The organism is Brevibacillus formosus (assembly GCF_003013405.1).
GTDB lineage: Bacteria > Bacillota > Bacilli > Brevibacillales > Brevibacillaceae > Brevibacillus > Brevibacillus formosus.
In genome coordinates this window covers 1-26,364 of record NZ_PXZL01000002.1, presented here as the reverse complement: position 1 = coordinate 26,364, position 26,364 = coordinate 1, and the positions used below count along the sequence as shown (strand labels likewise).

Annotated in this window: 27 protein-coding genes and 1 riboswitch; of the genes, 17 read left to right on the top strand and 10 right to left on the bottom strand. The window is 48.1% G+C overall.

The annotated features are described in order from the left end of the window. Window positions 1-27: 27 nt before the first annotated feature. From C7R91_RS03345 to C7R91_RS03335, 3 genes are all read left to right on the top strand, one after another. Complete coding sequence (locus C7R91_RS03345; RefSeq protein WP_047073711.1) at window positions 28-1,809, top strand: ABC transporter ATP-binding protein; 1,782 nt, start codon at window positions 28-30, stop codon at window positions 1,807-1,809. A 24-nt stretch (window positions 1,810-1,833) separates the two neighbouring features. After that, a complete protein-coding gene (locus C7R91_RS03340; protein WP_047073713.1) occupies window positions 1,834-3,054 on the top strand; it encodes an MFS transporter in 1,221 nt (406 codons plus the stop codon). A gap of 116 nt (window positions 3,055-3,170) precedes the next feature. Next, a complete protein-coding gene (locus C7R91_RS03335; protein WP_047073716.1) occupies window positions 3,171-4,394 on the top strand; it encodes an MFS transporter in 1,224 nt (407 codons plus the stop codon). Between the two features lie 260 nt (window positions 4,395-4,654). Here C7R91_RS03335 and C7R91_RS03330 read toward each other — a convergent pair whose 3' ends face one another. The 5 genes from C7R91_RS03330 to C7R91_RS03315 all read right to left on the bottom strand — a co-directional run bounded on the left by C7R91_RS03330 (window position 4,655) and on the right by C7R91_RS03315 (window position 8,979). After that, the gene (locus C7R91_RS03330) at window positions 4,655-5,506 is read right to left on the bottom strand and encodes an NAD(P)-dependent oxidoreductase (RefSeq protein ID WP_047073717.1); all 852 of its coding nucleotides are present in this window, start codon (window positions 5,504-5,506) and stop codon (window positions 4,655-4,657) included. A gap of 23 nt (window positions 5,507-5,529) precedes the next feature. After that, the gene (locus C7R91_RS03325; RefSeq protein WP_047073718.1) at window positions 5,530-6,345 is read right to left on the bottom strand and encodes a pyrroline-5-carboxylate reductase family protein; all 816 of its coding nucleotides are present in this window, start codon (window positions 6,343-6,345) and stop codon (window positions 5,530-5,532) included. 96 nt (window positions 6,346-6,441) lie between these two features. Continuing rightward, window positions 6,442-7,122 (bottom strand): zinc metallopeptidase, encoded by a 681-nt coding sequence (locus C7R91_RS03320; protein WP_047073720.1) that lies wholly within the window; start codon window positions 7,120-7,122, stop codon window positions 6,442-6,444. A 350-nt stretch (window positions 7,123-7,472) separates the two neighbouring features. Further along, window positions 7,473-7,613 (bottom strand): hypothetical protein, encoded by a 141-nt coding sequence (locus tag C7R91_RS29250; protein ID WP_162837772.1) that lies wholly within the window; start codon window positions 7,611-7,613, stop codon window positions 7,473-7,475. Window positions 7,614-7,692: 79 nt separating this feature from the next. After that, complete coding sequence (locus C7R91_RS03315; protein ID WP_047073722.1) at window positions 7,693-8,979, bottom strand: glutamate-1-semialdehyde 2,1-aminomutase; 1,287 nt, start codon at window positions 8,977-8,979, stop codon at window positions 7,693-7,695. Between the two features lie 165 nt (window positions 8,980-9,144). Here C7R91_RS03315 and C7R91_RS03310 point away from each other — a divergent pair, with 165 nt between their 5' ends. The 4 genes from C7R91_RS03310 to C7R91_RS03295 all read left to right on the top strand — a co-directional run bounded on the left by C7R91_RS03310 (window position 9,145) and on the right by C7R91_RS03295 (window position 12,675). Beyond that, on the top strand, window positions 9,145-9,987 hold the full coding sequence (locus tag C7R91_RS03310) for a protein phosphatase 2C domain-containing protein (RefSeq protein ID WP_047073772.1): 843 nt from the start codon (window positions 9,145-9,147) through the stop codon (window positions 9,985-9,987). 89 nt (window positions 9,988-10,076) lie between these two features. Beyond that, window positions 10,077-11,087: an ABC transporter ATP-binding protein gene (locus C7R91_RS03305; RefSeq protein ID WP_047073723.1), complete on the top strand. Its 1,011-nt coding sequence runs from the start codon at window positions 10,077-10,079 to the stop codon at window positions 11,085-11,087. Continuing rightward, window positions 11,080-11,874, top strand: coding sequence for an ABC transporter permease (locus C7R91_RS03300; RefSeq protein WP_007729824.1), 795 nt, complete (start codon window positions 11,080-11,082; stop codon window positions 11,872-11,874). The genes C7R91_RS03305 and C7R91_RS03300 overlap by 8 nt, the downstream gene beginning before the upstream one ends. A gap of 3 nt (window positions 11,875-11,877) precedes the next feature. Further along, complete coding sequence (locus tag C7R91_RS03295; protein ID WP_047073724.1) at window positions 11,878-12,675, top strand: ABC transporter permease; 798 nt, start codon at window positions 11,878-11,880, stop codon at window positions 12,673-12,675. 181 nt (window positions 12,676-12,856) lie between these two features. On the opposite strand, the gene C7R91_RS29935 is transcribed toward C7R91_RS03295, so the two are convergent. Then, the gene (locus C7R91_RS29935; RefSeq protein ID WP_219907876.1) at window positions 12,857-12,961 is read right to left on the bottom strand and encodes a putative holin-like toxin; all 105 of its coding nucleotides are present in this window, start codon (window positions 12,959-12,961) and stop codon (window positions 12,857-12,859) included. 215 nt (window positions 12,962-13,176) lie between these two features. Continuing rightward, window positions 13,177-13,331, top strand: a riboswitch (FMN riboswitch). 232 nt (window positions 13,332-13,563) lie between these two features. Between C7R91_RS29935 and C7R91_RS03290 the strand changes: the two genes are divergently transcribed. Together C7R91_RS03290 and proS are read left to right on the top strand one after the other, a co-directional pair. After that, complete coding sequence (locus C7R91_RS03290) at window positions 13,564-14,175, top strand: ECF transporter S component (protein WP_047073726.1); 612 nt, start codon at window positions 13,564-13,566, stop codon at window positions 14,173-14,175. Between the two features lie 313 nt (window positions 14,176-14,488). Beyond that, window positions 14,489-15,955, top strand: coding sequence for a proline--tRNA ligase (gene proS / locus C7R91_RS03285; protein ID WP_047073728.1), 1,467 nt, complete (start codon window positions 14,489-14,491; stop codon window positions 15,953-15,955). Window positions 15,956-16,007: 52 nt separating this feature from the next. On the opposite strand, the gene C7R91_RS03280 is transcribed toward proS, so the two are convergent. Both C7R91_RS03280 and C7R91_RS03275 read right to left on the bottom strand, forming a co-directional pair. Further along, window positions 16,008-16,646: an HAD family hydrolase gene (locus C7R91_RS03280; RefSeq protein ID WP_047073729.1), complete on the bottom strand. Its 639-nt coding sequence runs from the start codon at window positions 16,644-16,646 to the stop codon at window positions 16,008-16,010. A gap of 75 nt (window positions 16,647-16,721) precedes the next feature. Next, the gene (locus C7R91_RS03275) at window positions 16,722-17,339 is read right to left on the bottom strand and encodes a winged helix-turn-helix domain-containing protein (RefSeq protein WP_047073731.1); all 618 of its coding nucleotides are present in this window, start codon (window positions 17,337-17,339) and stop codon (window positions 16,722-16,724) included. Between the two features lie 151 nt (window positions 17,340-17,490). Here C7R91_RS03275 and bcp point away from each other — a divergent pair, with 151 nt between their 5' ends. Genes bcp through C7R91_RS03255 form a run of 4 tightly spaced genes read left to right on the top strand, consistent with a single transcriptional unit; the run spans window position 17,491 to window position 20,396 of the window. Continuing rightward, window positions 17,491-17,961: a thioredoxin-dependent thiol peroxidase gene (gene bcp, locus C7R91_RS03270; protein WP_047073733.1), complete on the top strand. Its 471-nt coding sequence runs from the start codon at window positions 17,491-17,493 to the stop codon at window positions 17,959-17,961. Window positions 17,962-17,998: 37 nt separating this feature from the next. Continuing rightward, window positions 17,999-19,051, top strand: a complete 1,053-nt coding sequence (locus C7R91_RS03265) for a M42 family metallopeptidase (protein WP_047073735.1) — start codon at window positions 17,999-18,001, stop codon at window positions 19,049-19,051. Between the two features lie 9 nt (window positions 19,052-19,060). After that, window positions 19,061-19,822, top strand: a complete 762-nt coding sequence (locus C7R91_RS03260; protein ID WP_047073737.1) for a class I SAM-dependent methyltransferase — start codon at window positions 19,061-19,063, stop codon at window positions 19,820-19,822. A gap of 25 nt (window positions 19,823-19,847) precedes the next feature. After that, window positions 19,848-20,396, top strand: coding sequence for a cob(I)yrinic acid a,c-diamide adenosyltransferase (locus C7R91_RS03255; RefSeq protein ID WP_047073739.1), 549 nt, complete (start codon window positions 19,848-19,850; stop codon window positions 20,394-20,396). Window positions 20,397-20,433: 37 nt separating this feature from the next. Here C7R91_RS03255 and C7R91_RS03250 read toward each other — a convergent pair whose 3' ends face one another. Continuing rightward, complete coding sequence (locus C7R91_RS03250) at window positions 20,434-21,342, bottom strand: complex I NDUFA9 subunit family protein (RefSeq protein ID WP_047073741.1); 909 nt, start codon at window positions 21,340-21,342, stop codon at window positions 20,434-20,436. A gap of 118 nt (window positions 21,343-21,460) precedes the next feature. Between C7R91_RS03250 and nth the strand changes: the two genes are divergently transcribed. The 3 genes from nth (at window position 21,461) to C7R91_RS03235 (ending at window position 24,740) form a co-directional block, all read left to right on the top strand. After that, window positions 21,461-22,147 (top strand): endonuclease III, encoded by a 687-nt coding sequence (gene nth / locus C7R91_RS03245; protein WP_047073743.1) that lies wholly within the window; start codon window positions 21,461-21,463, stop codon window positions 22,145-22,147. Window positions 22,148-22,298: 151 nt separating this feature from the next. Next, the gene (gene perR, locus C7R91_RS03240) at window positions 22,299-22,733 is read left to right on the top strand and encodes a peroxide-responsive transcriptional repressor PerR (RefSeq protein ID WP_047073745.1); all 435 of its coding nucleotides are present in this window, start codon (window positions 22,299-22,301) and stop codon (window positions 22,731-22,733) included. Between the two features lie 273 nt (window positions 22,734-23,006). After that, complete coding sequence (locus C7R91_RS03235) at window positions 23,007-24,740, top strand: glycosyl hydrolase family 18 protein (RefSeq protein WP_047073747.1); 1,734 nt, start codon at window positions 23,007-23,009, stop codon at window positions 24,738-24,740. A 90-nt stretch (window positions 24,741-24,830) separates the two neighbouring features. Here C7R91_RS03235 and C7R91_RS03230 read toward each other — a convergent pair whose 3' ends face one another. Continuing rightward, window positions 24,831-25,205, bottom strand: coding sequence for a YgzB family protein (locus C7R91_RS03230; RefSeq protein WP_047073749.1), 375 nt, complete (start codon window positions 25,203-25,205; stop codon window positions 24,831-24,833). A gap of 116 nt (window positions 25,206-25,321) precedes the next feature. Between C7R91_RS03230 and C7R91_RS03225 the strand changes: the two genes are divergently transcribed. After that, a complete protein-coding gene (locus C7R91_RS03225; RefSeq protein ID WP_047073751.1) occupies window positions 25,322-26,182 on the top strand; it encodes a hypothetical protein in 861 nt (286 codons plus the stop codon). The last annotated feature ends 182 nt before the right edge of the window (window positions 26,183-26,364 follow it).

Sequence of the window (26,364 nt, the reverse complement as noted above, 5' to 3'; positions counted from 1 at the left end):
TCCTTGTTTGCAAAGGAGGTATGATGGTTGAGCATACGCCGCTATTTGGCTTATGTCCTGCCCTATTGGAAACAAATATTGGGCACTATATTGATTGGTATTATTAAGTTTGCGATCCCACTTGCTCTGCCGCTTCTTATCAAATACGTCATTGATGACCTGCTGCCGAGCCCGCTTCCGCAAGAGGAAAAGCTGAAACAGTTATTTTGGCTGATGCTCGGCGCCATTTTGTTATTTACTGTCGTTCGCGCTCCTGTCGAGTACATCCGGCAATACTATGCTCAGTGGGTATCCAGTCGTATCTTGTTTGACATCCGCAATCAATTGTTTTCTCATTTACAACGACTGTCGATGCGCTACTACAACAACACAAAAACGGGTGAGGTCATCTCTCGGGTCATTAACGACGTCGAATCCACCAAAAGCTTCGTGGAAACGGGATTGATGAATCTCTGGCTGGATCTGATTACGATTACGCTGACGATGGGGATCATGCTCTATATGGACGTTGAGCTGACGATCGTCGCGATTATCGTTTTCCCTTTGTACAGTATCTCTGTCAAATTTTTCTACAAGCGCTTGCGTCAATTGACAAAGGATCGTTCTGCAGCACTGGCGCATTTACAAGGGTATTTGTACGAACGCGTGAACGGCATGTCGCTCATCCGCAGCTTTGCATTAGAAAAGCAGGAGAGCAAGGAATTTGCCAAGGAGAACAATCAGTTTTTGGATAAAGCACTGGCACATACGCGGTGGAACGCCCGAACCTTCGCCGTGGTCAATACGGTGACAGATATCGCACCGCTGCTGGTCATTGCCTATGCTGGGTACCAAGTCATAGGCGGGAGCATGAGCGTAGGGACGCTCGTTGCGTTTTATGCTTATTTGGAGCGCTTGTACACGCCGCTGAGACGTCTGGTCAATTCCAGTACGGTACTGACACAGGCAATTGCCTCGATGGACCGGATGTTCGAGTTTATCGATGAATCGTACGATATCGTCGACAAGCCAAATGCAGGTGAGCTGCCTGTAGACCCTGCAACCAAACGCATTCGCGGAGAAATCCGATTTGAGAACGTGTCCTTCCGCTATCGGGAGGAGGGCCCTCTCGTCTTGAACAATGTGAATCTGAGTATCTCTTCGGGTGAAACGGTTGCGATTGTCGGGATGTCAGGCGGAGGAAAATCCTCTCTGATCAGCTTGTTGCCGCGTTTTTGGGACGTGACAGAAGGAAAAATTACGATTGATGGCATCGATATCCGCGATGTGAAGCAGCAAAATTTGCGTCACCACATCGGGATGGTGCAGCAAGATAATATTTTGTTTAGTGAATCAGCAAAAGTAAATATTTTAATGGGTAATCCTGATGCAGATGACAATGCTGTGCAAGAAGCCGCGAAGGCGGCAAATGCCCATGACTTTATCAGTGAATTACCAAATGGTTACCATACGGAGCTGGGAGAGCGCGGCGTGAAGCTCTCTGGCGGACAAAAGCAGCGAATCGCGATTGCCCGAGTTTTCCTGCGTGACCCGGGTATTCTGATTCTGGATGAGGCGACGTCTGCACTTGACTTGGAATCAGAGCACATGATTCAGGAGTCGTTGTCCAGATTGACAAAAGGAAGAACCACGCTCATCGTGGCCCATCGACTTTCGACGGTTACCCATGCGGACAAAATCATTGTCATGAAAGAGGGACAAATCGTTGAGGAAGGCACCCACGAGCAATTGCTGGAAAGAAAGGGAGTATACTACGGTCTGTGGAGTGTGCAAGATTTAGGAGGTACATCCGACCTGCAACTGGGATAAGCAGATGGGATTGGAGGGAATCCGATGGAGATATGGCGCCGTAACTTATATGTGCTCTGCGGATCGTTGTTTTTCGTCATGGTGGCGATGAGTATGATCATGCCTTTTTTGCCGCTTTACATTCAGCAGGATTTCGGAATTGAAGACCCTCATCAAGTCACGGCTTGGGCGGGGATTATTTTTGGAGCCAACTTTTTGACGGCGGGTCTCGTCTCGCCTATCTGGGGAAATTTGGCCGATAAGCACGGGCGCAAGATCATGATTTTGCGCTCGGGATTTTTCATGTCCATTACCATGGCAATGACCGGTTTTGCGGGAAGCCTGTGGCAGCTTTTGGCCCTTCGTCTGCTTAATGGACTCGTAGGGGGAATCATCCCTGCCAGTACCGCATTGGTAGCATCCTCTGTACCAAAAGAACGAATTGGCTGGGCAACAGGGTTGCTTCAGTCTTTTATTACGGCCGGAACCATTATGGGACCGCTGTTCGGCGGCGTTCTTGCGGAGAAGATCGGCTTTCGGATGATTTTTGTGATTACCGGTTGCGTATTATTACTGGCGACCTTGGTCATTACGTTTACGGTGAAAGAGAATTTTGTTCCGCCTGAAAAAAAGGAACGGTCGAGTCTACGGGAAGATTTTCAGATGATCTTCTCTTCCAAAGAACTCCCAGCGCTCTTTTTTGTAACCGTAATGATCCAGTTTGCGTTGTTTAGCATTATCCCTGTGCTGCCGATTTACATATCGCAGTTGCTCGGTTCGGAAGGGGCAAAGGTAGCGTTGTGGGCCGGTATTGTCCAGGCATGCATGGGGGTAGCCAACGTCTTTGCCTCGCCACAGCTGGGACGTCTAGGAGATCGGTTTGGTTCGCAAAAGGTGCTCTTCTTCTCGCTTTTGGCAGCTGCAATCATCTTTATTCCACAAGGTCTCGTACATACGGTATGGCAATTGGTCGTACTCCGCTTTCTGCTAGGCTTGTCGCTGGGAGGATTGCTTCCATCCGTCAATGCTTTGCTGCGACGAGCAACACCTGTACATATGGTCAGTCGCGTTTACGGCTATAACAACAGCTTTGTCAGTATAGGCAGCATGCTTGGACCGATGATTGGCGGCTTTTTGGCAGGCTATGTGAGCATTAGCGGAGTCTTTTACATGACGAGTGCTTTCTTGTTTATTAACGCAGGCTGGGTGTACTACAGCTTTTTCCGAAACAAATCTGTACAGCATCCTGATTCTGGAATAGAATAAAAGGTAATTTTTGCGAAAAGAGGTGCACCTCCATTGTGATGGCGAGTCGGTGTGAATAACTTCATATTCCATCAGGATGCATAGGCTGGTCCTGAACCGACAGGAGGGTGCGCTTCATGTGGCATCGACGCTTTATTTGCCTCTGGGCGGGTCAGACATTGGCCAACCTTGGGGATGTATTTTATATTGTCGCGTTTATTTCGGTCATGTACGCTGCAACTGGCTCTGTCATGTACACGGCGTTTATACCTGTTGTCATCATGGTATCGCAATCTGTTAGCAGCCTGTTAGCTCCGCTGGTTTTTCAGCGAATGTCGTTGACGGGGATGCTCGTTCTGTCGCAAGGCATGAAGACGATACTTTTGGCTGTAGCCTCAATAGCTGTCAGCAGCGGTGTAGGAGAGCAGGGAGAGTGGATCTGGCTGTTGTTCGGATTGGGAGCAGCCATCGCCTTTATGGATGGCTGGGCAAACCCTGCGCGCAATGCTATGGTGCCGCAGTTGGTCGGACGAGAAGACCTCATGCGAGCGAATGGGTTGCTTGCCGCCTCGGATCAAACTGTTCACTTTGCTGGCTGGGCCGCAGGGGGATTACTCGTTTCTTGGCTGGGAGCGGGGGTTGTTCTGTGGGGAACGGTGGGTGCCTATGTAGTGGCAACGATTGTGATGAAAGGCATTGCACCGGCAAACGAAAAGCAGCGTGAAGAACAGGCAGCTAGGGCCACTACAAACTGGCTCACTGGATGGAAAACCATTCGCGATGTACCTGTACTTCGACTGCTGGTCGTGATGGATGTTGTGATCGGCTTGTCCGGGGGTGTGTGGATCGCTGCGATTATGCTGCCATTTGTCCTCGATGTGCTTGGACAAGGAGAAGAATGGTGGGGCTACATCAATGCCGGTTACATGCTTGGAGCCATTGCAGGTGGGGCGTTACTATTGATGTATGCGGAGCGGATGCGTCACCATTTATTTCGCTGGATCATTTGCGGTACAATTGGCGTCGGATTTTTTACCTTTTGTTTTGGCAGCAGTACGAACGCGCTAGTGGCACTGTTGTTTTCCTTTGCGCTGGGCCCGTTTTTGGAAATGGTGCATGTAAGCAAGCAGACACTTTTGCAGCAAGAGACAGAGGAATCAGCGATGCCCTATGTCATGTCAGCAAAGGGGACGATTGATTTTCTCGTTTTTGGCGCTTCCGCCCTGGTGATGGGGGCTATCGCTGAATGGCAGGGAGTCCGGGCTGTTTATGATGTATCTGCTGGATTGTTGCTCATCGCTTTCCTTTTGGCGTTGCGCTTGCAAAAAAAGCAGACGGACCGTGGGGTTAACGTAAATTAACACGAACAGGCTGTCTTATCCGTAGATTTTTCTACTGGTAAGGCAGCTTTTTTGATGATAGGCTGCTTTGTCATCTTTCACGGATTAGGCTGAAAATCTGGGTGATGCATAGCATACGCCTCCTTTTGTATGCAATATACGTCAAACTTAGGCGTATGCTCTGTGTGGGATGTGAAAAAACAGCGGCCAGTCTAAGCCGTTATTTTCAGGTCTTAGGTAGCCGCTGCTTCATTTATATAGCGTCAGTCTAAATAGGAAACCTATTTTCCATCAAGGTGACGCAGGATCGCCATCAAATCGAGCTCTCCCAATCCTGATTCCAGTGCATGCCGATAGGTGGCATTGACGGATTCCGCCAAAGGTGTAGAAACGCCTGCTTCATGCGCTAGTCGAAGGTCCTTGGCCATATGCTTCAGGGCAAAGGCAGCCGGATAGTCGTCAGCGAGGATCGACGCTGCTTTTCCGCGGATTAACGGGGTTCCCACGGCGCTTTCGGAAATGATGTCCAGCATCTGCTCTGTTCCAATACCGAGAGAGCGAGCGAACAGCAATGTCTCAGAAACACCTTGTACCGTAATGCCAAGCAACAGATTGATCGCCAGCTTGGCAGATGTGCCAGCGCCGTTTGGTCCCAAATAAAAGGCTGCTTTGCCCAGCTTGTCCAGCATCGGCTTTGCTACCTCATAATCCGCCTGCTCGCCGCCTACCATGATCACGAGCTTCCCTTCTTTTGCAGGTCCTACACTACCAGAGACAGGTGCATCAAGAAAGCGCAGCCCAGCTTGTTTGGCCTGCTCGGAAAGAAAACGGGAAGTATCCGGTGAAATTGTACTCATGTCCACTGCCAGTTTTCCTTGCACAGGAAGACTCAAGAGACCATCTGAGTCCGTATAGATTGCTTTTACGGCATCATCGTCGCTTACCATGGTGAACAGAACGTCGCTTTGTGCTACCAGCTCGGACAAAGTCGCAGTCACTTTCGCACCCAATGCGACCAATGATGCAGCTTTGCCTGGTGTACGATTCCAGACACGTACGTCGTAGCCTGCAGCCAGCAGATTGCTAGCCATTGGTATACCCATGTTTCCCAAACCAATCCAACCGATGATCATCGTCTTGTTCTCCTATCCGCGATTTATGCTTTTATTTGTTGTTGGACAAGTATTTTCAAAGCAGCGTGCTTGGATTCTGTCATCGCAAACAACTCGTCAAATCCAGAAGGAAGCGTCTTGTCAAGAACACGCAAGCCTTCCTCGGTAATGCCACCTTTGGTAGCAACACGCTCGATGAGCTGGTCGAAGCTAAGCTGTTCGTTTTTGAGCAAAAGAGCGGTTCCCAGCATCGTTTCCACCAGCATGCTTCTCGCAGTATCCAAGTCAAGCTCTGGTGTTTTGCGAACCGCTGCCTGCGCAAACGAATCAAGAATCCCTGCGATCAGTCCTGGGGCGCTGCTAGTGAGGATCGTCGCTGTTTCGATCTCGACCTCGGATACTTCCTGTGATTGACTGATGGAGGACAGGAGCGTGAGAAGCTCATTGCGATCCTCCACACTTGTTCGACTGCTGCATGTAAATAGAGATACACCGTGCAGCTCTTGCGATGTGACGGTAGGAATTACCTTGCTTACGGCACCAGCATGGACGGTTTCCAAATCATCGATGCTAACACCTGCTGCTACAGAAACGATATGTACACTTTCAGGGATAGACAACGCATGCAGTATAGGCAGGATATCCAGTGGCTTTGTGCAGAGAAAGACCAGTTTTGCCTGGTCGCACACCTCTTGCGCACTTTCGGCTATGAGAAAGCCATGTGATGCTTGCAGATGTTCAGCCTTTTCTCTTGTTCGATTGAAGACGGTAATATGCTCGGGCTGGATCACACCGCTTTTACAGAGTGATTTCACCAGCATTTGTCCCATACTGCCTAATCCAATGATCCCAATTCGCATGTGCAAAAACCCCCCGTCTTATTGTAACGTAGCCTTATGAAAAAAGGTACAGCCTCCCGTGTAAGAGAGCTGTACCTTTGCAGTTTCCATTAAAAATTAGTCGTCAGAGCTACGGAAAATCATGATGTATTTCGCCAACTCCAGAACAGAGATCAGAGCGGCAGCTACGTACGTCAGAGCGGCTGCACCGAGTACTTTGCTTGCGCCACGTTCTTCCTCATTGCGGATGAAGCCCATTTTGAGCATCAGGTCTTTCGCGCGGCTGCTTGCGTTAAATTCGACAGGCAGTGTGACGAGCTGGAAGGCAACTGCTCCGGAGAAGAAGATAATCCCAATGAGCAAAAGGCCAGCCATTTTAAAGAAGAAACCTGCCAACAGCAGCAATGGCGCCACACCGGACACCAGGTTGACTACTGGGAAAATACGATGGCGAGCTACCAGCATCGGGTAAGAGACCTTGTGCTGAATCGCATGGCCGACCTCGTGACAAGCAACGGACAGAGAGGCAATCGAGTTGCCGAAGTATACAGGATCAGACAGGCGTACGACACGGTCAGTCGGGTCGTAGTGGTCAGTCAATGTACCTGGGATATGTTGAACAGGAACGTTCGTCAAGCCGTTGGCATCGAGCATGCGGCGGGCGGCCTCTGCACCGGTTAGACCGGAGGAGGTAGGAACTTCGGCGAATTTGTTAAAAGTTCCTTTCACACGGAACTGTGCCCAGAGCGACAGTCCGAATGCAATCAGAATCAGGAAATCCATAGGATGGAAAAACATTCCACACTCACTCCTCGTTGTAATCTATGAAAACGAAATGTTGCTAAGCCATACATGTAACCTTACTACTTCATTCTGTCCCATATTCATGTATACGAATAAGTCCTATGACAGTTTCACTATTTTATTGTACAATCTCTGACCATTATTGACAATGTTGCCGCATGCGAAAAAAACAGACACATTCCTTGTCATCATGAGTGGGAATGTGTCTGTTTTGATACTCTACGTGTAAGAAAGCTTACGTGCATCACCGCGCGAGCAACAGTGCTTAAACTTTCTGGAGCGCATAAAAACTTTCCGCTAAAACGCGGTCGCTCCTCCTTGAACAATCCTCCATAAAGGTTTTTTTACCTGTCGTGATTTTGGGTTTTGTGATGCTCGGTTTTTCGCGGGTTTTGAAAGCCCTTCACTTCGAGCATTTTACTGCTCATTTTGGAATCCAACGTCTTTTCAGGAGCCTGCGGATATGATTTTTCACCTTTGGACACCGAAATATCCTCCTCGAAAACATAATCGCCAACAGGCTTATTATTTCCGCGGACGGATGCGAAAGGACGTGGGAATGGTTTACAGCTGAGAAAAGGCGCGGTCTACAGCTGCGATGGTGTATTGAATGTCTTCTTCTGTATGAGCTGTCGTCACGAACCAAGCTTCATATTTGGATGGTGCCAGACATACACCTTCATTCAGCATCAGCTGGAAGAAGCGAGCAAATATTTCTCCATTCGCTTTCTGAGCTGCATCATAATCATGAACAGGCTCGTCCGTAAAGTAAACAGCCAATGCCCCTTTTACACGATTAAGCTGGATGGTTACGCCGTGTTTGTTTGCTGCTTCGATGATTCCGTTCGCAAGCATAGCGCCTAGTCGTTCGAATTCATCGTACACGCCCGGCTGTTTTAATACTTCCAGGCAGGCAATTCCCGCACGGATGGAAGCAGGATTACCAGCCATTGTTCCTGCTTGATACGCAGGTCCGAGTGGGGCGACTTGCTCCATGATTTCCCGACGACCGCCATAAGCTCCGATTGGCAGACCGCCACCGATAATTTTGCCCAATGCCGTCAGATCAGGCTCGACTCCAAGGAGGTTTTGTGCGCCGCCATAGCAGAAGCGGAAGGCAGTAATCACTTCATCATAGACGACAAGTGCGCCAGCTTCGTGTGTGATGCGATTAACCTCTTCCAAGAAGCCAGGCTCTGGTTCTACGATACCGAAGTTGCCGACAATCGGCTCAACGAGGACGCAAGCCGTTTCGCTTCCCCATTTGCTCATAGCTTCTGCGAATGCTTCGATATCATTAAAAGGTACAGTAATGACTTCGCTGGCAATGCTTTGTGGAATACCTGCACTGTCCGGAATCCCCAAGGTAGATGGCCCGGAGCCGGCAGCAACGAGCACCAAGTCAGAGTGGCCGTGGTAGCAGCCTGCGAATTTAATGATTTTGACACGTCCGGTATAGGCACGTGCTACACGAATGCAGGTCATGACTGCTTCTGTACCGGAGTTGTTGAAGCGAATGCGCTCCATCGAAGGGATTGCTTCGCGGATCATGTTTGCGAAGGTAATTTCCCATGGAGTAGGCGTACCGTACAGGGTTCCGTTGGCAGCGGCTTCGCAAATTGCTTTGGTCACATGTGGATGTGCATGGCCAGTAATGATGGGGCCATATGCTGCTAAATAGTCAATATATCGATTGCCGTCCACGTCCCAGAAATACGCGCCCTGGGCACGTTCCATCGTTACGGGTGCTCCCCCGCCTACGGCCTTGAAAGAGCGGGAAGGGCTGTTTACCCCGCCTAGAATGACGTCGAGTGCTTGCTCGTGCAGTTGCGCGGATCGTTCACGTTTCATGCATATTCCCTCTTTTCTTTTGGAACTACCTCTTTTGGAAAAAGTCCTTCATTATCTTACCACAGCTATTCAACAACTGGATATGAACGGAGAGCTATAGATGAAGGAAAGGAAAAATGATACAATTTTCAAGCAAATCACTCCATGGGTAAAGGCGGGGTCATCATGAAACTTGAATGCATCTCCATGAAAGGAAGCGGCAAAAGCAATGAGGACGCCTATGTGATTCAGCAGGTCAAGCATGTGTATGCGGTCATCGACGGAATTACATCGCTGATCCCGTATGAGAGCGCAGCAGGACAGACAGGCGGAGCTATCGCGGCTGAACTCGTAAAAAAGCAGCTGGAAGCAATGCCGGAGGATGTAGCTTTGCACGATTATTTGGGGACGGTAAACGAAGCTCTTCAGGAACAGATGCGGCATAGCGGCATCGACCTTGAGAAAAAGGAAGCATTGTGGGGAGCTGCGTGCGCAGTCGTCCATGTAGGAGATACCCATATCGAGTACGCGCAGTTGGGAGATTGCATGATATTTGCCGTTTATGATGATGACATGGTAAGACCTCTGACGCATACGCAAGTCAGTCATTTGGAACAGGCCGCCTTGGCGAAGTGGGAACAAGGAATAAACGAAGGATTGTGTACCCGAACAGAGCTGCACGAACGATGTATGGACATCCTGATCCATAACCGCTATCAGGCGAATGGACCAGGAGGCTACGGAGTGATGAATGGTGATGCTGCCTGTCGGGATTTTATTGAGTATGGACGCATGAATCGAGTTGGCGTGAAGGCATTGGTACTGGTAACGGATGGACTTTTCATGCCAAGAGCTTTAGGTGGAGCACAGCCAAGGTGGGAAGAAACGGTGCTGCCGATCGTACATAAAGGGCTGCAACGTTATACAGACGAGCTCATCGCTCTGGAAAACAACGATCCCGAATGCATCCGCTATATCCGCTTCAAAAAGTCTGACGACAAAACGGGCATAATCCTTTATCTTCAATAACAGTTTGGTGCAGTTTGCCTTTTGCACAATTCGATTGACTCATATACACTACAAATGGTATTTAAGCGAAGAAAAAAGGACGGTTTTGCATGATTCAGGTAAATCATTTACAAAAGGATTTCCGCATCCATCAGTCCAGACCGGGCCTTGGTGGTGCTTTTCGTGATTTGTTCAGTCGAGAGTACAAGACAGTAAAAGCGGTGGATGACCTTTCTTTTACAGTAGAGGAAGGGGAAATGTTCGCGCTGATTGGGGAAAATGGAGCCGGAAAATCGACCACGATCAAGATGCTGACCGGTATCTTGACCCCGAGCGATGGCGAAATCGTCATTAACGGCTATGTTCCTTTCAAGCAGCGGGAAGAGTACGTTCGATCCATCGGAGTTGTGTTCGGGCAGCGCTCTCAGCTTTGGTGGGACTTATCTCCGATAGAATCCTTCCGTCTGTTGAAGAGTGTTTATAAGGTCGACGAAGCAGAAGGAGAAAAGTGGCTGGAGCGTTTGATTGAGGAGCTGGAAATTTCCCCCTTCGTCAGTCAGCCAGTGCGCAAGCTGAGCCTTGGACAGCGGATGCGCTGTGAAGTGGCTGCTTCGTTGATTCATAAACCGCGCCTGCTGTTTCTCGATGAACCGACAGTTGGACTCGATGTGCTCGTTAAGCAAAAAATCCGTGAGTTTCTCCGCAATCTAAACGAGACGGAAAATATGACGATCTTGTTGACGACTCACGATGTGTCAGACATCGAAGCACTCTGTAAACGCGTGCTTGTCATGGACAAAGGGAAGTTGATCTTCGATGGCTTGCTGAACGACCTCAAGGAAAAATGGGGCAATGGCACCGAGGTGTCCTTCCAAATGAAAAAGCGCACTTCAGCAGCCGCACTCCGTCAGGCATTGGGAGAGATGCCTTGTGAGATCGAGCAAATTAATGATTTTACCCTCAATGTAAAAGTAGCGCGGAGTCAGGAAATGCTGCCCTTTGTGTTGTCGACAGTCATGTCATCCTTTGAAGTCAGCGACGTGAAAATCGAGGAGACCAGCACAGAGGACATCGTTCGCAACATTTATTCCTCAGACCAAGAGGTAAGAAGCCATGCGTAAGCTTTATATGGAACTCATCCGCATGAGGTTTTTGACGATGCTTGCCTATCGTGTGAACTATTACAGCGGGATCATTATCTACGCGATCAACATCGGTGCGTACTACTTTTTGTGGGGAGCGATCTACGGAGGCCAGCAGCAGCTGGGCGGGCTTACGGTGGAACAGATGACTTCCTACGTTGCGATTGCTTGGATGTCGCGGGCGTTTTACTTTAATAACATCGATACAGAAATAGCCCAGGATGTCCGAGAAGGCAAGGTCGCGATTGAAATGATACGCCCTTATAATTACTTGTCTGTGAAAACGGCGCAGGCGTTTGGGGAAGGGATTTTTCGCTTTCTCTTTTTCGCGGGTCCAGGTATTTTCCTTATCAGTCTGATCATTCCGTTCAGCTTCCCGGCGACGGCAACTGGATGGGGACTGTATTTAATCAGCTTGATGTGTGCGTTTTTGATCAATACACAAATCAATCTGGTGACAGGCTTGCTGACTTTCTTCCTGTTCCGAAACGATGGCATGATGCGAGCCAAGCGGGTCGTAGTGGATCTGTTGTCTGGTCTTGTGCTGCCGATCAGCTTTTTCCCAGGCTGGGCGCAAACGGTAATGGGGTATCTTCCATTTCAGGCGGTCAACTACTATCCGAGCCTGATCTTCACAGGTGCGATTACAACGGAACGTTCCTGGGAGTTGATCGGTTTTCAGGTCATCTGGATGTTTGTCATACTGGTTCCCATCTTGGTGATGTGGCGTCTTGCCCGCAACAAGCTGGTTGTGCAAGGAGGGTAGAGCATGCAAGACATGAGACATATTTTCAGTATTTTTGCCGACTACCTGAGCCAGTATTTCAAGACGAGACTTGCCTATCGAACGGATTTTCTCGGGGACTTTGTGTCCAATCTGGTTTCAGAGTTGATCAATCTCATCTTTATTGTTGTCGTGTTCACCCATGTCCCGCTGATGGGGGATTGGACGCGCGACGAGATTATCTTTATCTATGGTTTCTTTTTGGTTCCATACGCGTTATTCTCGATGTTCTTCGGTTTTTGGGACTTCAACGAACGGTATATCATCCGGGGAGAGATGGATCGCATCCTGACGCGACCGATTCACAATCTGGCGCAGGTGTGCCTCGAGTCGATTGCGCCTGACCGTATTTTTGGAGTCATAACGGGGATCATCATCATGGGGTATGCTGCCATTCAACTCGATTTGTCGTTTTACTGGTACGACGTGTTCATCTTTATCGGGCTCTCGATTAGCGGGGCACTGATTTACGGTGGCGTGTATACCGCGATTGCTGCGGTTAGCTTCTTTTCCGACTCGCGGACAGGGATTGCCCCGATGATTTACAACATCCAGCAATATGGGCGCTATCCGGTAGACGTGTACAACAAGGCTATACGCTTTGTGCTCACCTACGTGCTGCCGTTTGCTTTCGTGGGTGTTTATCCGGCGGCTTACTTTTTGCGCAAGGAAGTCTGGTACACGTATGCGGCAATGACGCCGGTAGTGGCTGTTGTTTTCTTCGGGATTGGACTGTTGGTCTGGAACTGGGGAGTCACGAAGTATCGGGGAGCGGGTTCTTGATTATTTATAATCCGAAGTCGTTGTGGTAATATTAGATGTAACGAGATCGAAAAGCATAAGGTAAAAAAAGACCGTCCCGGCTGCAACCGGAACGGTCGGTACAATAGGCGCTTCCCGCAAAGGGGTGCGGCTCAATACTTTGGTGTGAAATAGACCGCTGAGGTGCGAACTCAAGGGCGGTCTATTTCTTTTTGGTCAAGGTAACAACCAAGCCGATTAAAGCGACCAGGAACAACCCAAACTGGAAAAGCAGTCCGAGTGTTTCGTTCGTTACCGCAGGCCTCACCCCCTTTCTATGGGGATGAGCCGCGACCACCCTTGAGGAGCCGATTCTATTGTACAAGCGAATGATAGCATAAGGTGCTCTCTAGTTAGCAAGTGTCTTTTTTATTTGTTATTTCACACTAAACTCATCGGAAAAATAAACAAGAAGTGTCGCTTTGGCAGTTTCCTCTATTGTCAAATCAAAAAACAGCAGTATAATATGCTGTATACAACTACACATTCCTTCGGGGCAGGGTGAAATTCCCGACCGGCGGTGATCATGCTTTGTGCATGTTAAGCCCGCGAGCCTCCCGAGCTGCAATATGCGACGGAGTGCAGGATCTGGTGTGATTCCAGAGCCGACAGTACAGTCTGGATGGGAGAAGGATGACGACAGTACGTTTATCACACGTGCTTGTTTGCCTGTGCAAAACGGGATGAGAACGTAGAGGCCAGTCCTCTTGTTTCTTGTACCTTTTATTTGTGCATGGTTTGTCATACGCTTGCAAATGCCCTGTGGAACATAGCCACAGGGTTTATTCTGTTTGTGTAACAAGACGTGTGAGCTTACAACGACTGTTGCCATTCCTCAAGAAGGAGTAGAAAAATGAGGAGATGGTAAACATGAAAGAAACAGCGCTGCATTCTTCGCGCACACGTGCAACCCAAAAGCTGGTGACGATTCCCATGCTGGCGGCCGTTGCATTCATTTTGCAGTATCTCGAGGTTCCCGTACCACTGATGCCAAGCTTTTTGAAGCTCGACTTCAGCACACTCCCGGCATTGATCGGGGGACTCATGTACGGACCTGTAGCGGGTATAATTATCGAGGTACTGAAAAATACACTGCACATGCTCTTCAAAAATACAGATGGTCTTTTGATCGGTGAGCTTGCAAATGTCGTAGCAGGATCAAGCTTTATTTTTGCGGCTGTCTACATGCAGCGTCTCGGCCAAGGCAAAAAAGGCTTCCTGACTGGTCTTGCTCTGGGAACGATTTTGATGACGATTGTCATGGCTGTGGCAAATGCATATGTACTGTTGCCTGCGTACGCTGTGCTTTATCAAATGCCAATTGAACAGCTGTTGACTATGTTCAACGCGACAAGCATCTGGTCATTGGTCCTGTACGGAATCGTGCCGTTCAATCTCTTTAAAGGTGTAATGATTTCAGTGGTCGCGTATCCGATCTACGTGAAGCTCGGCTCCAGAATCGCTGTGCGTACAAACATTTGACAACCACGATATGACTCGCTAATATGTTTACTTAATAGAAAGTCACAAAAGGCTATGAAAGGACCCGCAGCTATTCCCTCGTAACAGAGAGTCGGCCCTAGTCTGGAAGGCTGATACGTAAAGGATAACTGCACCCCATCCTGAAGCCGCTGGTGAAGAGCTTAGCCGGATGCCCACCGTTATCGGGTTATCGAGAGGACTATGGTGTATGCTGTAGTCAATCAGGGTGGTACCGCGGAAGGTAATCCTCCGTCCCTTTTTGGGATGGGGGATTTTTTGCATTTTACGTAAGAACAAAAAGGAGCGTAGACGGATGAAAGAGGACAAAGCGTTTGTAAAAGAAATTACACCGCAATCGGAGGATTTTTCGCGTTGGTACATTGATGCCATCAAAAAGGCGGATTTGATGGACTACACACCGGTACGCGGCTGCATCGTGTTCAAGCCGGATGGCTTTGAGCTATGGGAGCGAATTCAAGAGGCGATGAATAAGCGCTTCAAGGAGACAGGGCATCGCAATGCCTATTTCCCGATGCTGATCCCCGAGTCCTTCTTTCAAAAAGAAAAAGAGCATATTGAGGGCTTCAATCCAGAGCTGCCTTGGGTAACGGAGGCTGGGGGCGAACCGCTAGAGGAAAAGCTCGCGCTGCGTCCAACCTCCGAGACTATCATCGGACATATGTACAGCCAATGGATTCAGAGCTACCGCGACCTGCCTGTATTAATCAACCAATGGGCAAACGTTTTTCGCTGGGAAAAGCGGACGATGCCATTCTTGCGGACATCGGAATTTCTGTGGCAGGAAGGCCACACGGCACATGCGACAGAGGAGGAAGCTCGTCAGGAAACGATGCAAATGCTGGAGATTTACCGAGAGGTCGTCGAGCAGGAGCTGGCCATTCCGGTTTGGAAGGGACAAAAAACACCAAGTGAACGCTTTGCTGGTGCTGTTGACACGTATTCCATTGAAGCGATGATGAAGGATGGCAAAGCAGTGCAGGCGGGTACCTCGCACTATTTGGGCGATAAATTCGCGCGCGGCTTTGAAATCAAGTTTTTGGATCGTGACAATCAGTTCAAGTACGTTCACACCACATCATGGGGCACCTCTACGCGACTGATTGGTTCGATGATCATGGTGCATGGGGATGACCGCGGTCTAGTTTTGCCGCCTCGCATGGCTCCGACGCAGGTTATTATGATCCCAGTCGGTCCGATGAAGCTGCGCGAAAAGGTGATGGAGGCGTTTGATCCGCTCTTTGACGAGATCAAGGCCGCAGGAGTGCGTGTCCGTGCTGATCTTCGCGAAGAAACACCAGGCTGGAAGTTCAATGAGTGGGAAATGCGCGGAGTTCCTCTGCGTCTGGAGCTCGGCCCGCGTGACGTGGAAAATGGTCAAGTAATTTTGGCTCGTCGTGATACAGGGGAGAAGGTGACAGTTTCACTTGAAGGTATCGCGCAGACGGTTGTTCAACTGTTGGAAGAGATTCAGCAAAATATGTTCCAAAAAGCACTAGCCTTCCGTGATGAGAACTCACATTTGGGGATCGATACACTGGAGCAGCTATCCGCTCATATTGCCAAAAACGAGAGCGAAAACAAAACGAGCGGATGGGTGTTAGCTGGCTGGTGTGGGGATGATGCTTGTGAATCGAAGATCAAGGAAGAGACCAAGTTCACCTCTCGCAACATCCCGTTTGAGCCTCCTGTACAAAAGAAAGCCTGCATTTGCTGCGGCAAAGAGTCACAGCATAGCGTCTGGATCGGCCGGGCGTATTAATCGAAAAGAGGGTGTGTCCACGCATCGGCGGCAGGGCACACCCTTTTTTCATCTAGCGTCCGAGTATCCAATCGGTAAAAGCTTGCACATCTGTAAAGTGGTAGTCAGGCTCGGGATCGAATTTTCCTGACTTTTGTGTAACTAAAAGCCAATCTACACCGACCGTTCGCAAACCAGCAGCCCGACCAGCCAACACATCAGCATCGCTGTCACCTACGAAAATGGTTTCCGCAGACGTAACGCCTAGCTGTTTCATAGCAGTAAAAATACCTTCTGGGTGAGGTTTTGGATGTGTGACCTCATCCCCTGTGATCACGACGGAAAAATACTTGTCTAATCCCCATTCTCGAAGGGAGATATCAGCGCTTTTTCGTCCCTTTCCGGTTACGATTCCCATTTGGATGCTTGCTGCGTGAAGTTCATCGAGCATACTTCGGATATTTTCCGGGTTTTGTACGCGGGAGTGTTCATCTGTGTATACACGATAAAAATGAGCGAGGGCGTTGTCATGAGCATATGTGGGAAGCTTGTTTTGCAAAATGCCTGTCTCTGTGGGGCCAAAGAGAGCTACAATTTGCTCGTCGGTGTAATGCTCTTGTAAAAACTGCTGAAAGGTAGAGCGAAAAGCGGTGAAGATCAAGGGGAGGGTATCGGCAACTGTGCCGTCAAAATCAAACAAGATTGTCCGCATTGGAGTCCTCCTTTGATTAGATAATGAAAATGAAAAAGAAAGAAAACCATCGTATCTGATGGTTTTCTTGGTGACTTACTCATCCGAATCATCAAAAGGATCATCTACATCATCTGTTGGCTCAGCTGGAGTCAAGGGGAACAGGATGTCGAAAAACTTGAATTTTCGACGGCCAGATTCCTTTTTGAACCCTTTGTACTTTTGCAACAGCTCAGAGATGTCTTCCACAAATTGATTGCGTTCATCTTGACTCAAATAAAATTCAGTCAAATTATAAGCGAACGTATTTTGGTATTCTTTCCGAACATCTTGGTCACTTGCGACGAAGCGATTGAGAGTTCGCATGAGGTCCTTTTCCGTAGTACGAAACGGAGTAAACATGACATCGCTTAATTGTTGAGCGTTTTCTTCAATCATCAATTGAAGCTTGACCTGAATAACCTTGGCAACAGGCTCATAATATTTCTCTACAATGGAGCCTTTTACCCGGGTATCCACTTGTTCGAGCAGTCCAACACGCACGAGCTCCTTCACATGGTAGTGTAGCCGTGCTGCATTTTCGCCTAGTTCTGTAGCGATTTGTTTGGCCGTTCTGGGCTCCAAATCTTCAAAGAGTTCCAAAATTTTAACCCGTTCCGCTATAGCAAGCGATTTTAGCGCTTCTGGATCTGTTACTTCAAAAAACTCTTTCATGCGAATTCACCATCCAACTGACTAGGCCAAATTTTATTTTTTTCTATCCTTTTCTGGATCAAAGCGCAACTTGTATGCGGATGAAGTGACTACTAGATTGTGGTAAAATGGGACCAGCAAAAACAGGATATTATCGAGAGGAGGGAAAAGTTTGACGGCAGTAGGACAAGCTGCACCTGCATTTACTTTGCAGGCGAGCAATAATCAGACCCTCTCACTTTCCCAATTTCATGGCCAAAATGTAGTGCTTTATTTTTATCCAAAGGACCAAACGCCGACATGTACTACAGAAGCATGCGACTTCCGTGATTTCCATTCGGGCTTTGCCGAGCTGAATACAGTTGTTCTCGGAATCAGTCCGGATTCTGTGAAATCGCATGATAAATTTATCGCGAAGCACGAATTGCCGTTTCCACTTCTGGCAGATCCGGATCACCAAGTGGCAGAGGCTTATGGTGTATGGGTGTTGAAAAAAATGTACGGACGAGAGTATATGGGCATTGAACGTACTACGTTCGTCATCGACAAAGAAGGCAACGTCGCAAAAGTATGGCCAAAAGTAAAAGTCAAAGGACATGTGCAGGAAGTGCTTCAATTTATTAAGGAAGAGCTTCAATCCTAATGTTTATTTCGCAATGGGCGAATGGAGGAGCATACAGATGAGTGTATCTACGGAATATGTTGTACATAGCTTTTGCCAATTGGCGAACATCCCAAGTCCGTCTGGCAATACGGAAAAAGTAATGGCTTGGGTTGCACAAGAGTTGGAAAAGCTTGGCGTTTCTTATAGACGGACAAACAAAGGGGCAATTGTTGCAACAGTAGCGGGGGCAAATAACGACAAAGCAAGACTTTTGACCGCGCATGTCGATACACTGGGCGCGATGGTAAAAGAAATAAAGAGCAACGGGCGCTTGAAGCTGACCTTGATCGGCGGCTTTGCATTCAATGCGATTGAAGGGGAGCACTGCGTTGTAGAAACTGGCAGCGGCCGTCTTGTAACCGGTACGATACTGTCCACCAAGGCCTCCGTGCATGTATACAGCTCAGAAGCGGGGAAAGCTGAGCGTAATGAGGCGAATATGGAAGTTCGACTGGATGAAAAGGTCACAACCAAAGAGCAAGTCCTTGCGCTTGGGATTTCCGTCGGAGATTTCGTCTCCTTTGATCCGCGCGTGAAGGTAACGGATAGCGGCTTTATCAAGTCCCGCCATATCGACGACAAAGCAAGCGTAGCTGTGCTGCTGGGGGTTCTGAAGGAACTGAGTGAATCCGGCGTGAAGCTGCCTTACACCACGCACTTTTTTATCAGCAATAATGAAGAGATCGGCTACGGAGGCAATTCCAGCATCCCTGACAACGTGGTGGAGTACCTGGCTGTCGACATGGGCGCGATTGGGGACGGACAGACGACAGATGAGTATTGCGTGTCCATTTGTGCGAAGGATTCTACAGGACCTTACCACTACGGATTGCGCAGCCATCTGACCAAGCTCGCACAAGCGAACGGTTTGAACTATCAAGTAGACATTTATCCGTACTATGGTTCTGACGCAAGTGCTGCGCTGAGAGCCGGATATGACGTTGTCCATGGCTTGATCGGACCGGGAGTAGATGCTTCACACTCTCATGAACGTACACATAAAGAAGCGCTCGACAACACGGCAAAGCTCGTGATGGCCTACCTTCAATCAGAAGAAATGCAAGCATAGGAGGACCAGATGAGCAATATGTATCAATGGGCTGACTACTATGACCTCACTCAGCGCGGTGTTGCGGGTGATGTTGAGTTCTATCTGGAACAAGCCAAGCTGGCAGGGGGAAAGGTGCTGGATCTCGCTTGCGGCACCGGGAGAATCAGCATTCCGATGGCGCAGGCTGGCATCGACGTTACCGGAATTGACCTATCCCAGGATATGCTGGCAAGGGCGCAGGCAAAAGCAGAGGAACAAGGTGTGACATCCGGCTTGAAGCTATTGCAAGGGGATATGCGCGCCTTTGATCTGCAGGAGTCATTCTCGCTGATTATGATTCCTTTTCGGTCGTTTTTGCACCTGTTGCATGTTCAAGAGCAAATGAAGGCATTGACGTGCATTCGCAAGCATCTGGCTCCAGGCGGGAAGTTTATCATGAACGTGTTTGTGCCCAAGATTCATCATTTTTACGAGGAAAATGAAAAAATGTCCTTGCGTGGCACCTATCCACTTCCATCGGGGGAAGAGGTTGCGATGTGGGATTACACCCGTTATGACCATTTTCAGCAACTGTCCGAAGTGACACGCATATACGAGCGTACAGATGCACAGGGAGTTGTGACGGAACGGGTGAAAGGTCGATTTACTCTCCGCTACATTTTCCCCGCGGAGCTCCATCATCTGCTTCGTTTAAACGGCTTGAAGGTCACACAACGATACGGTTCTTTTGCAAAGACACCTTTTGACGCAAATAGCTCAGAATTGATTCTGGTCGCAGAAGCTTTGTAAACGGAACCTGTGGAGGGGATACGGAATGAAGATTTATACAAAGTCAGGGGATAAAGGTGAGACGTCGCTGGTTGCAGGTGTCCGCGTGCCTAAGTTTGCGGACCGTGTAGAGGCATACGGTACATGCGATGAAGCCAACTCGCAGATTGGATTGGCTCTGTCCCTGTTGTCTACGACAGAAGAGTGGAAGGAATTGCAGGATGTCTTCCATGTCATTCAGACAAAACTGTTCCATGTAGGGGCTGAGCTGGCGACGCCAGAAGGCAAGAAGGTCGGTTGGCCAATTGCAGAAGAGGACGTTACTTTTCTGGAAGAGCAGATTGACATGTTAGATGCAAAGTTGCCTCCGCTCACCAATTTTATTTTGCCTGGCGGACATCCAGCAGCGGCTGCCTTCCATGTTTCGCGTACGGTCGTCAGACGTGCAGAGCGCAAAGCAGTCCATGTGGCACAGCAGGAGCAGGTAAACCCGTCTGTGGTCAAATACCTCAATCGATTGTCTGATTATCTGTTCGTTGTGGCTCGTCATATAAATAAAGAGACAAGTGCAGTTGAAAAAACGCTCCACGAATAGTCAAAAGCCCCCTGGGATTAAGCAGGGGGCTTCAATTTTAGGCACGGAGGTAAGTGGTGATTCCCGGGAGAAAGTCGATTTTCTCTGTGTGAAAAGTATCGTAGAGGAGCTTTCCGTCCTTACATGCGTTTCCTTCTAGCAGCATAGTGAGCTGCGTGTTGGTAATCGGGAAGAATGGAAATCTTTCCATCATATTTACCACAGGCTTCATGAAAGCAAGGGGAATGTGAATTTTATTGACCTTCCGCTTTCCGATTGCCTCGCCAATCTTATCTAGGATTTGCCCGTAGGAGAGTGGTTCAGGCCCACCTGTTTCGTAAATTTGATTGGTTGATTCGGGTCTACTCAAGGCTTGGACGAATACATCGGCCACCGTCTTGCGAGCGACAGGCTGCAAAGGGTAGGAGCCATCGCCAATGACCGGTGTGACAGGTAACCGGACAAGATCAGCCAGCATGTTCACGAATTCATCCCCGGGACCAAAAATGACGGATGGACGGAAAATGACGTATGGAATACCGCTCGCTTGCACAAGCTGCTCCGCTTCGTATTTGGTTCGGTGATAGGCGCTCGTGGCGTTTTCGCGTGCACCAAGAGCACTCATGTGGACAAAACGCTTGATTCCAGCTTGCTTGGCTGCCTCCAGTACATTTTTTGTACCCTCTACATGGATACGAGAAAAGCTAATGCCTTTCCCTGGTTGTTCGCGAATAATTCCGACGAGGTGGATGATAGCATCGCAGCCTTGCATCGCTCTCATCAATGATTCTTTATCAAATAGATCGCCTGTCGCTTCCGTTATATGTGGATTGGCGGTTTCGTTGTAGGGAAGCTTACCTGTTGAACCAGCTCTGGTGAGGCAAACCGTCTCATATCCTTCTGCCTGCAAGCGCTCGAGTATACCCCGTCCAACAAAACCTGTGGCACCAGTCAGGAATACTTTCATGGAAAACCTCCTCCCGTTAAATACTTCCAGACTCATTGTACAACAGTTGCAGTCTGCGGTGCTATCGATCGCTGTGTTGACCAAGGCGGTATAATGTAGGGAAAAGGGGGATATATTTATGGCACAACGCAAAGTACCTGTTGCCGACATTTTGGATAATTTGCAGCAGCTTTATCCGGATGCGCACTGTGAATTGAATTATACAACCCCGTTTGAACTTCTCATTGCGACCATTCTTTCTGCCCAATGTACGGATAAACGGGTAAATGAGATTACCGCACCCATGTTCCAGCAGCTAAACCAGCCGGAGCATTACCTTCATTTGACACAGGAAGAAATGGAAGAGCATATAAAAGGGCTCGGGTTGTATAAGAATAAGAGTAAAAACATTTTAGAGACCTGTAGAATCTTGTACGAAAAATACAATAGCGAAGTTCCACAAACGCACGCCGAGCTCGAAGCGTTGCCGGGAGTAGGGAGAAAGACTGCAAATGTCGTTTTGTCCAATGCATTCGGAATTCCTGCGATCGCGGTGGATACGCATGTATTCCGCGTAGGGAACCGGTTAGGTCTTGCGAATAGCGACAATGTGGACGAAGTGGAGCGTCAGCTCATGAAGCGCATTCCGAAAGAGAAGTGGACGGATGCACATCATTGGCTAATCTGGCACGGCAGACGTGTATGTTCGTCGCGCAATCCACAATGCGGCAGTTGTACCCTTCAATCCATGTGTAAGTTTGCACAGGCGGAAGCCAAAAAAGCTAAAAAACCTGCAACTAAAAAGCCTGCAAAAGCAAAGGGATAAACTTGATTTTCCACTTCTTTCTGTTCAAATCGAATGAATGGATATTGACAGTTTTCGCCGACTAGACGTACACTTATTTATAGTAATTCTAATCAATGACATTAGAGAAGCTTGTTCTTTTGTCTTGCGAAAGACTGTGGGGTGTAACAAGATGGTACAACGTGTGGAGAAAGCTGTTGAAATCCTGAAGAATACCGGGGTTCGTATGACACCTCAGCGCCATGCAATTTTGACCTATTTGCTGGAAACGATGACCCACCCGACGGCTGACGAAATATATAAAGCCCTTGAAGGCAAATTCCCGAATATGAGCGTTGCAACGATTTATAACAATCTACGAGTCTTTAAAGATGCTGGATTGGTTACAGAGCTCACTTACGGGGATGCGTCCAGCCGATTCGATGCCAATGTGGAAGAAGATCATTATCATGCGATCTGTTCCTCCTGTGGTGCAATCAGGGACTTCCACTTTCCGTATTTGCGGGATGCAGAAGTAGCTGCTTCCAAAGACATCGGCTTCAAAGTAACCGGACATCGTATGGAAGTTTATGGCGTTTGTGATTCCTGTCAAAAGAATCCCCACTAAGAATGTAGTTGATGGATGAGCACCTCCTGCTTGAATCGGATAATCCCGGTGATGCAGGGGGTGTTTGCTTTTGGAGGACATCTCCCTTTCTGTCGATATCTGTAACCTTTTGGCTTCTCGTACGTCTTCTTCTTGGTAGGAAGCTTGTTCGTGAATTACCAGAATACAAAAGGTTGTGAATGGATTGAACCAACGCTATGATCGGAATAATGAGTCAAATCATACAGCCCAAGTCAGAAGACAGGCTTATGTACCGGGAAGCAGGTGGAGATTATGAGCAGGGAGTCAGGCAGAACTCTGCGACCAAGACGAAGAAAACGAAGGGCTTTTCGCAGGCTGTTTTTGTTGAGCTTTTTCTTGTTGGCCATCTTCGGCAGCATTTACTGGTTTTTTGTACTTCGTGCCTCAACCGAGCATGTGCAGCCGTATAATGGTGACAAAAATGTGATTGTATACGAAGGCTCGCGGAAAGAGTCCACGTATATATTGGAATCAGAGCAAATATTGCTGCCCTTTGATTTCATTAAAGAAAACATTGATCCAGCGATTTTTTGGGATGAGCCTACACATTCCGTTATCGTCACGACGAAGGATAAGGTGCTTCGGATGGAGAGCGGAGAAGTTGTCGCCTATCTGAACAAAAAACCTGTGGATTTACTCGTTCCGGTTAAAGAGGTAGACGGCACACGCTATGTCCCGTTGGATCCTTTGGAAAAGCTGTATCCTTATTCTTTTGAGCGAAAAGCAGATACGGGTGTCTTGGTCGTCGAAAAAGAGGGCTACGAAATCCAGCAAGCGAAAGTGATCGCTGCCGAGGAAAAACAAGCAGTCCGTACCGGTGCTTCTCACCGAACCCCGATTGTAGCAGAGCTGTCTGCGGGTGAGGTTGTCGACGTTCTTGGCAAAAAGGATAACTGGTATCGCGTTTTGACGGCCTCGGGTGTCGGGGGATTCATTTCAGAGAAAAGTATTGAAATGACGGATGTACGCAAAGTCCAGCTGGAGCACATGACTGCTACTGGACAACAACATGATGCTTGGAAGCCTGAGGGAAAGATCAACCTCGTATGGGAGCACGTCGTCAGTAAAAATCCGGATGTTTCAAAAATTGGTGCATTACCAGGGGTAAATGTAGTAACTCCTACTTGGTTTGAAATGAAGGATGCAGAAGGAAATCTATTGAACAGGGCCGATCCTGCGTACGTCAAATGGGCGCATAAAAGGGGCTACAAGGTTTGGGGGTTAGTTACAAACGGCTTTAATCCAGATTGGACCAAATCTGTTCTCAGTAGCTATGACAAGCGAGATCAATTAATTGCCCAACTCTTGTACTACGCTCATCTATACGATCTCGATGGCATCAACATCGATTTTGAGAACGTATATTTAGAAGAGAAAGAGGAACTCGTTCAGTTTGTTCGGGAGCTGACGCCGTATCTCCATCAGCAAGGACTGACCGTTTCTATAGATGTGACGATCAAGTCAAACGCTAAGCAATGGTCCATGTTCTTGGATCGGAAAGCTTTGGCCGAGGTCGTCGATTATGTTGCGGTGATGACATATGATGAGCATTGGGCAGCGAGTCCAAAAGCTGGTTCTGTCGCATCATTGCCATGGGTGGAGCGGGGCTTGCAAGGAGTGCTGGAAGAAGTCCCTAACGAAAAGCTGCTGCTGGGTGTACCTTTTTACACTCGCTTGTGGACAGAATCCAAACAGGCTGATGGCACTGTGAAGGTGAGCTCCAAAGCTTATTCCATGACAAAAGCCCAGGAATGGATCAACGAACGCAAGCTGACACCAGTTATGGATGAAGCTTCAGGTCAACATTACGTGGAGTATAAAGACTCGAAGGATGGCAACGTCTATAAAATGTGGATAGAAGACGTAACTTCCATGAAGAAGCGTATGGAGATCGTCAATAAGTACAACTTGGCCGGTGTAGCTTCTTGGCGCCGTGGTTTTGAAGTGCCAGAGATATGGCAAGCAATTGATGAGACTCTGAAATAAAAAATAGACAGCTTTCACGAAAGAAAGCCACTTGCACCCCGAATGCTCGGGAATTAGCAGGTGGCTTTTTACGTATGAGAAGGAATCATATTATGTCTGATTTTGTTGAGGATGTCCGTCTTCTAGGCGTAATGGTTGTCCACAAAACATACAGGCGTCTTCTTTACCCAACATCTTCGTAACTTTTTGGCATGAAGGGCATTGCACCTGCGGAGCTGAAGTGGAGACCATCCCGGAAATCATAAACAAGACTGTACTGCCCATTGTCAGAATGAACCCGATGATCAAAAGCAGCGTCATAAAAATGTAAGAGCCTTTCAAGAGGCTTCCAAGTAAAGGAATAAAGTCCAAATAACCTGCAAAAAATGCGTACCCTGTATACATCAGCAAAATGCCGATTACCATGCTCCAGTTGCCCCATGTGCGCATGCGTTTGATCTTGCTCAGGCGTTCTGTATTTTTCATGATCATTCCTCCTACCCTATAGTATAGCATACAAAGGATTTGCTGTTGACAAGCAGGAAACCGACAAGACTTGTAGAATCCATAAGTTCAACCCAGGGGGCAGGGAGGAACAAGGCATGACTTTAAGGCAGACGTATCTGAAAAATCTCCAGCAGCGTTTGGATGTGCAAGCGGTGCTCGTTTTGAATGATTCGGATATGCTAGTGCCCTTTCGCGAGGGAATCTTTTATTTCGTCGTAGTAAATGAGCCCCAAGCTGATGGTAAAATCCGTCGCATGCTTTTTCAGGAACAAGTGATCATCGAGCAGCAAATCAGCACGTGGCAACTGGAAAAGGGAGCCATCTGCGGTTTGGATGAGCGACTTGCCGAGATGCTTCGAAGAGCAGAAATCGTTTGGGACAAAGATCATTATATGAAACAAATGAAACTGCGCCTGGCTAGTTTGTCATCTTCTCTCCAGAAAAAACATATCTGTAGGGAGTATTCCCAAATCCTTCGTTTTTTTCACGAGACAAAAGAGTTTTTGCAGCAAGGTATGATGCTGGATGCGCATCACTCTGCCATTCAAACGATTCACTATTTGGCTCGTCTCATTGTATATGAAGCGGGAGATCATCCTCAGCCAGCTTTATGGACGCAAGTTAAACAGATAGATCCTTCTATTTATAAGTTGTATGAGGAGCTATCTTTTAATGCAGAGGCATTGGAGAAGCGAATTGAACTACTTGTGCTGGCAATTGAATTTTGGATTGCATCCAGAACAAAGGAATCTGTTCGATACCTGGTTGAGCTCATGGAGACGAAATCAGGGCCTTGGCGTTTGGAAGAGCTGATGAATCATCCGATGATTCAAGAGGCAGAGATCGAGATTCCTCTCGTGGTAGATAAGATGCTTCAGCGCTTGTTGATCCAAGAAGTCGTATGTAAAGAAGGGGAAAATGGCGACAGAGAAACAGGTTTTATTTTAATGAGATAAAAATTTTTCAATTAGTGTTGACTTCTGTATGTGATCCATGTTATATTAACAAACGTCGCTGCTGCGCTAACGCAGAGCGGCCGAGAAAAAAGTTTAAAAAAACACTTGATTTCGCAAGTGGTTATGTGTTAAATTAATAAAGTCGCCTCTGGGCGGCGAAACGAAAATGCTCTTTGAAAACT

Bases quoted from the DNA above. Each gene is read 5' to 3' on its own strand.
- C7R91_RS03340 (WP_047073713.1), top strand. From the start codon at position 1,834: ATGGAGATATGGCGCCGTAACTTATATGTGCTCTGCGGATCGTTGTTT.
- C7R91_RS03335 (WP_047073716.1), top strand. From the start codon at position 3,171: ATGTGGCATCGACGCTTTATTTGCCTCTGGGCGGGTCAGACATTGGCC.
- C7R91_RS03330 (WP_047073717.1), bottom strand. From the start codon at position 5,506: ATGATCATCGGTTGGATTGGTTTGGGAAACATGGGTATACCAATGGCT.
- C7R91_RS03325 (WP_047073718.1), bottom strand. From the start codon at position 6,345: ATGCGAATTGGGATCATTGGATTAGGCAGTATGGGACAAATGCTGGTG.
- C7R91_RS03320 (WP_047073720.1), bottom strand. From the start codon at position 7,122: ATGTTTTTCCATCCTATGGATTTCCTGATTCTGATTGCATTCGGACTG.
- C7R91_RS03315 (WP_047073722.1), bottom strand. From the start codon at position 8,979: ATGAAACGTGAACGATCCGCGCAACTGCACGAGCAAGCACTCGACGTC.
- C7R91_RS03310 (WP_047073772.1), top strand. From the start codon at position 9,145: ATGAAACTTGAATGCATCTCCATGAAAGGAAGCGGCAAAAGCAATGAG.
- C7R91_RS03305 (WP_047073723.1), top strand. From the start codon at position 10,077: ATGATTCAGGTAAATCATTTACAAAAGGATTTCCGCATCCATCAGTCC.
- C7R91_RS03300 (WP_007729824.1), top strand. From the start codon at position 11,080: ATGCGTAAGCTTTATATGGAACTCATCCGCATGAGGTTTTTGACGATG.
- C7R91_RS03295 (WP_047073724.1), top strand. From the start codon at position 11,878: ATGCAAGACATGAGACATATTTTCAGTATTTTTGCCGACTACCTGAGC.
- C7R91_RS03290 (WP_047073726.1), top strand. From the start codon at position 13,564: ATGAAAGAAACAGCGCTGCATTCTTCGCGCACACGTGCAACCCAAAAG.
- proS (WP_047073728.1), top strand. From the start codon at position 14,489: ATGAAAGAGGACAAAGCGTTTGTAAAAGAAATTACACCGCAATCGGAG.
- C7R91_RS03280 (WP_047073729.1), bottom strand. From the start codon at position 16,646: ATGCGGACAATCTTGTTTGATTTTGACGGCACAGTTGCCGATACCCTC.
- C7R91_RS03275 (WP_047073731.1), bottom strand. From the start codon at position 17,339: ATGAAAGAGTTTTTTGAAGTAACAGATCCAGAAGCGCTAAAATCGCTT.
- C7R91_RS03265 (WP_047073735.1), top strand. From the start codon at position 17,999: ATGAGTGTATCTACGGAATATGTTGTACATAGCTTTTGCCAATTGGCG.
- C7R91_RS03260 (WP_047073737.1), top strand. From the start codon at position 19,061: ATGAGCAATATGTATCAATGGGCTGACTACTATGACCTCACTCAGCGC.
- C7R91_RS03255 (WP_047073739.1), top strand. From the start codon at position 19,848: ATGAAGATTTATACAAAGTCAGGGGATAAAGGTGAGACGTCGCTGGTT.
- C7R91_RS03250 (WP_047073741.1), bottom strand. From the start codon at position 21,342: ATGAAAGTATTCCTGACTGGTGCCACAGGTTTTGTTGGACGGGGTATA.
- nth (WP_047073743.1), top strand. From the start codon at position 21,461: ATGGCACAACGCAAAGTACCTGTTGCCGACATTTTGGATAATTTGCAG.
- perR (WP_047073745.1), top strand. From the start codon at position 22,299: ATGGTACAACGTGTGGAGAAAGCTGTTGAAATCCTGAAGAATACCGGG.
- C7R91_RS03235 (WP_047073747.1), top strand. From the start codon at position 23,007: ATGAGCAGGGAGTCAGGCAGAACTCTGCGACCAAGACGAAGAAAACGA.
- C7R91_RS03230 (WP_047073749.1), bottom strand. From the start codon at position 25,205: ATGAAAAATACAGAACGCCTGAGCAAGATCAAACGCATGCGCACATGG.
- C7R91_RS03225 (WP_047073751.1), top strand. From the start codon at position 25,322: ATGACTTTAAGGCAGACGTATCTGAAAAATCTCCAGCAGCGTTTGGAT.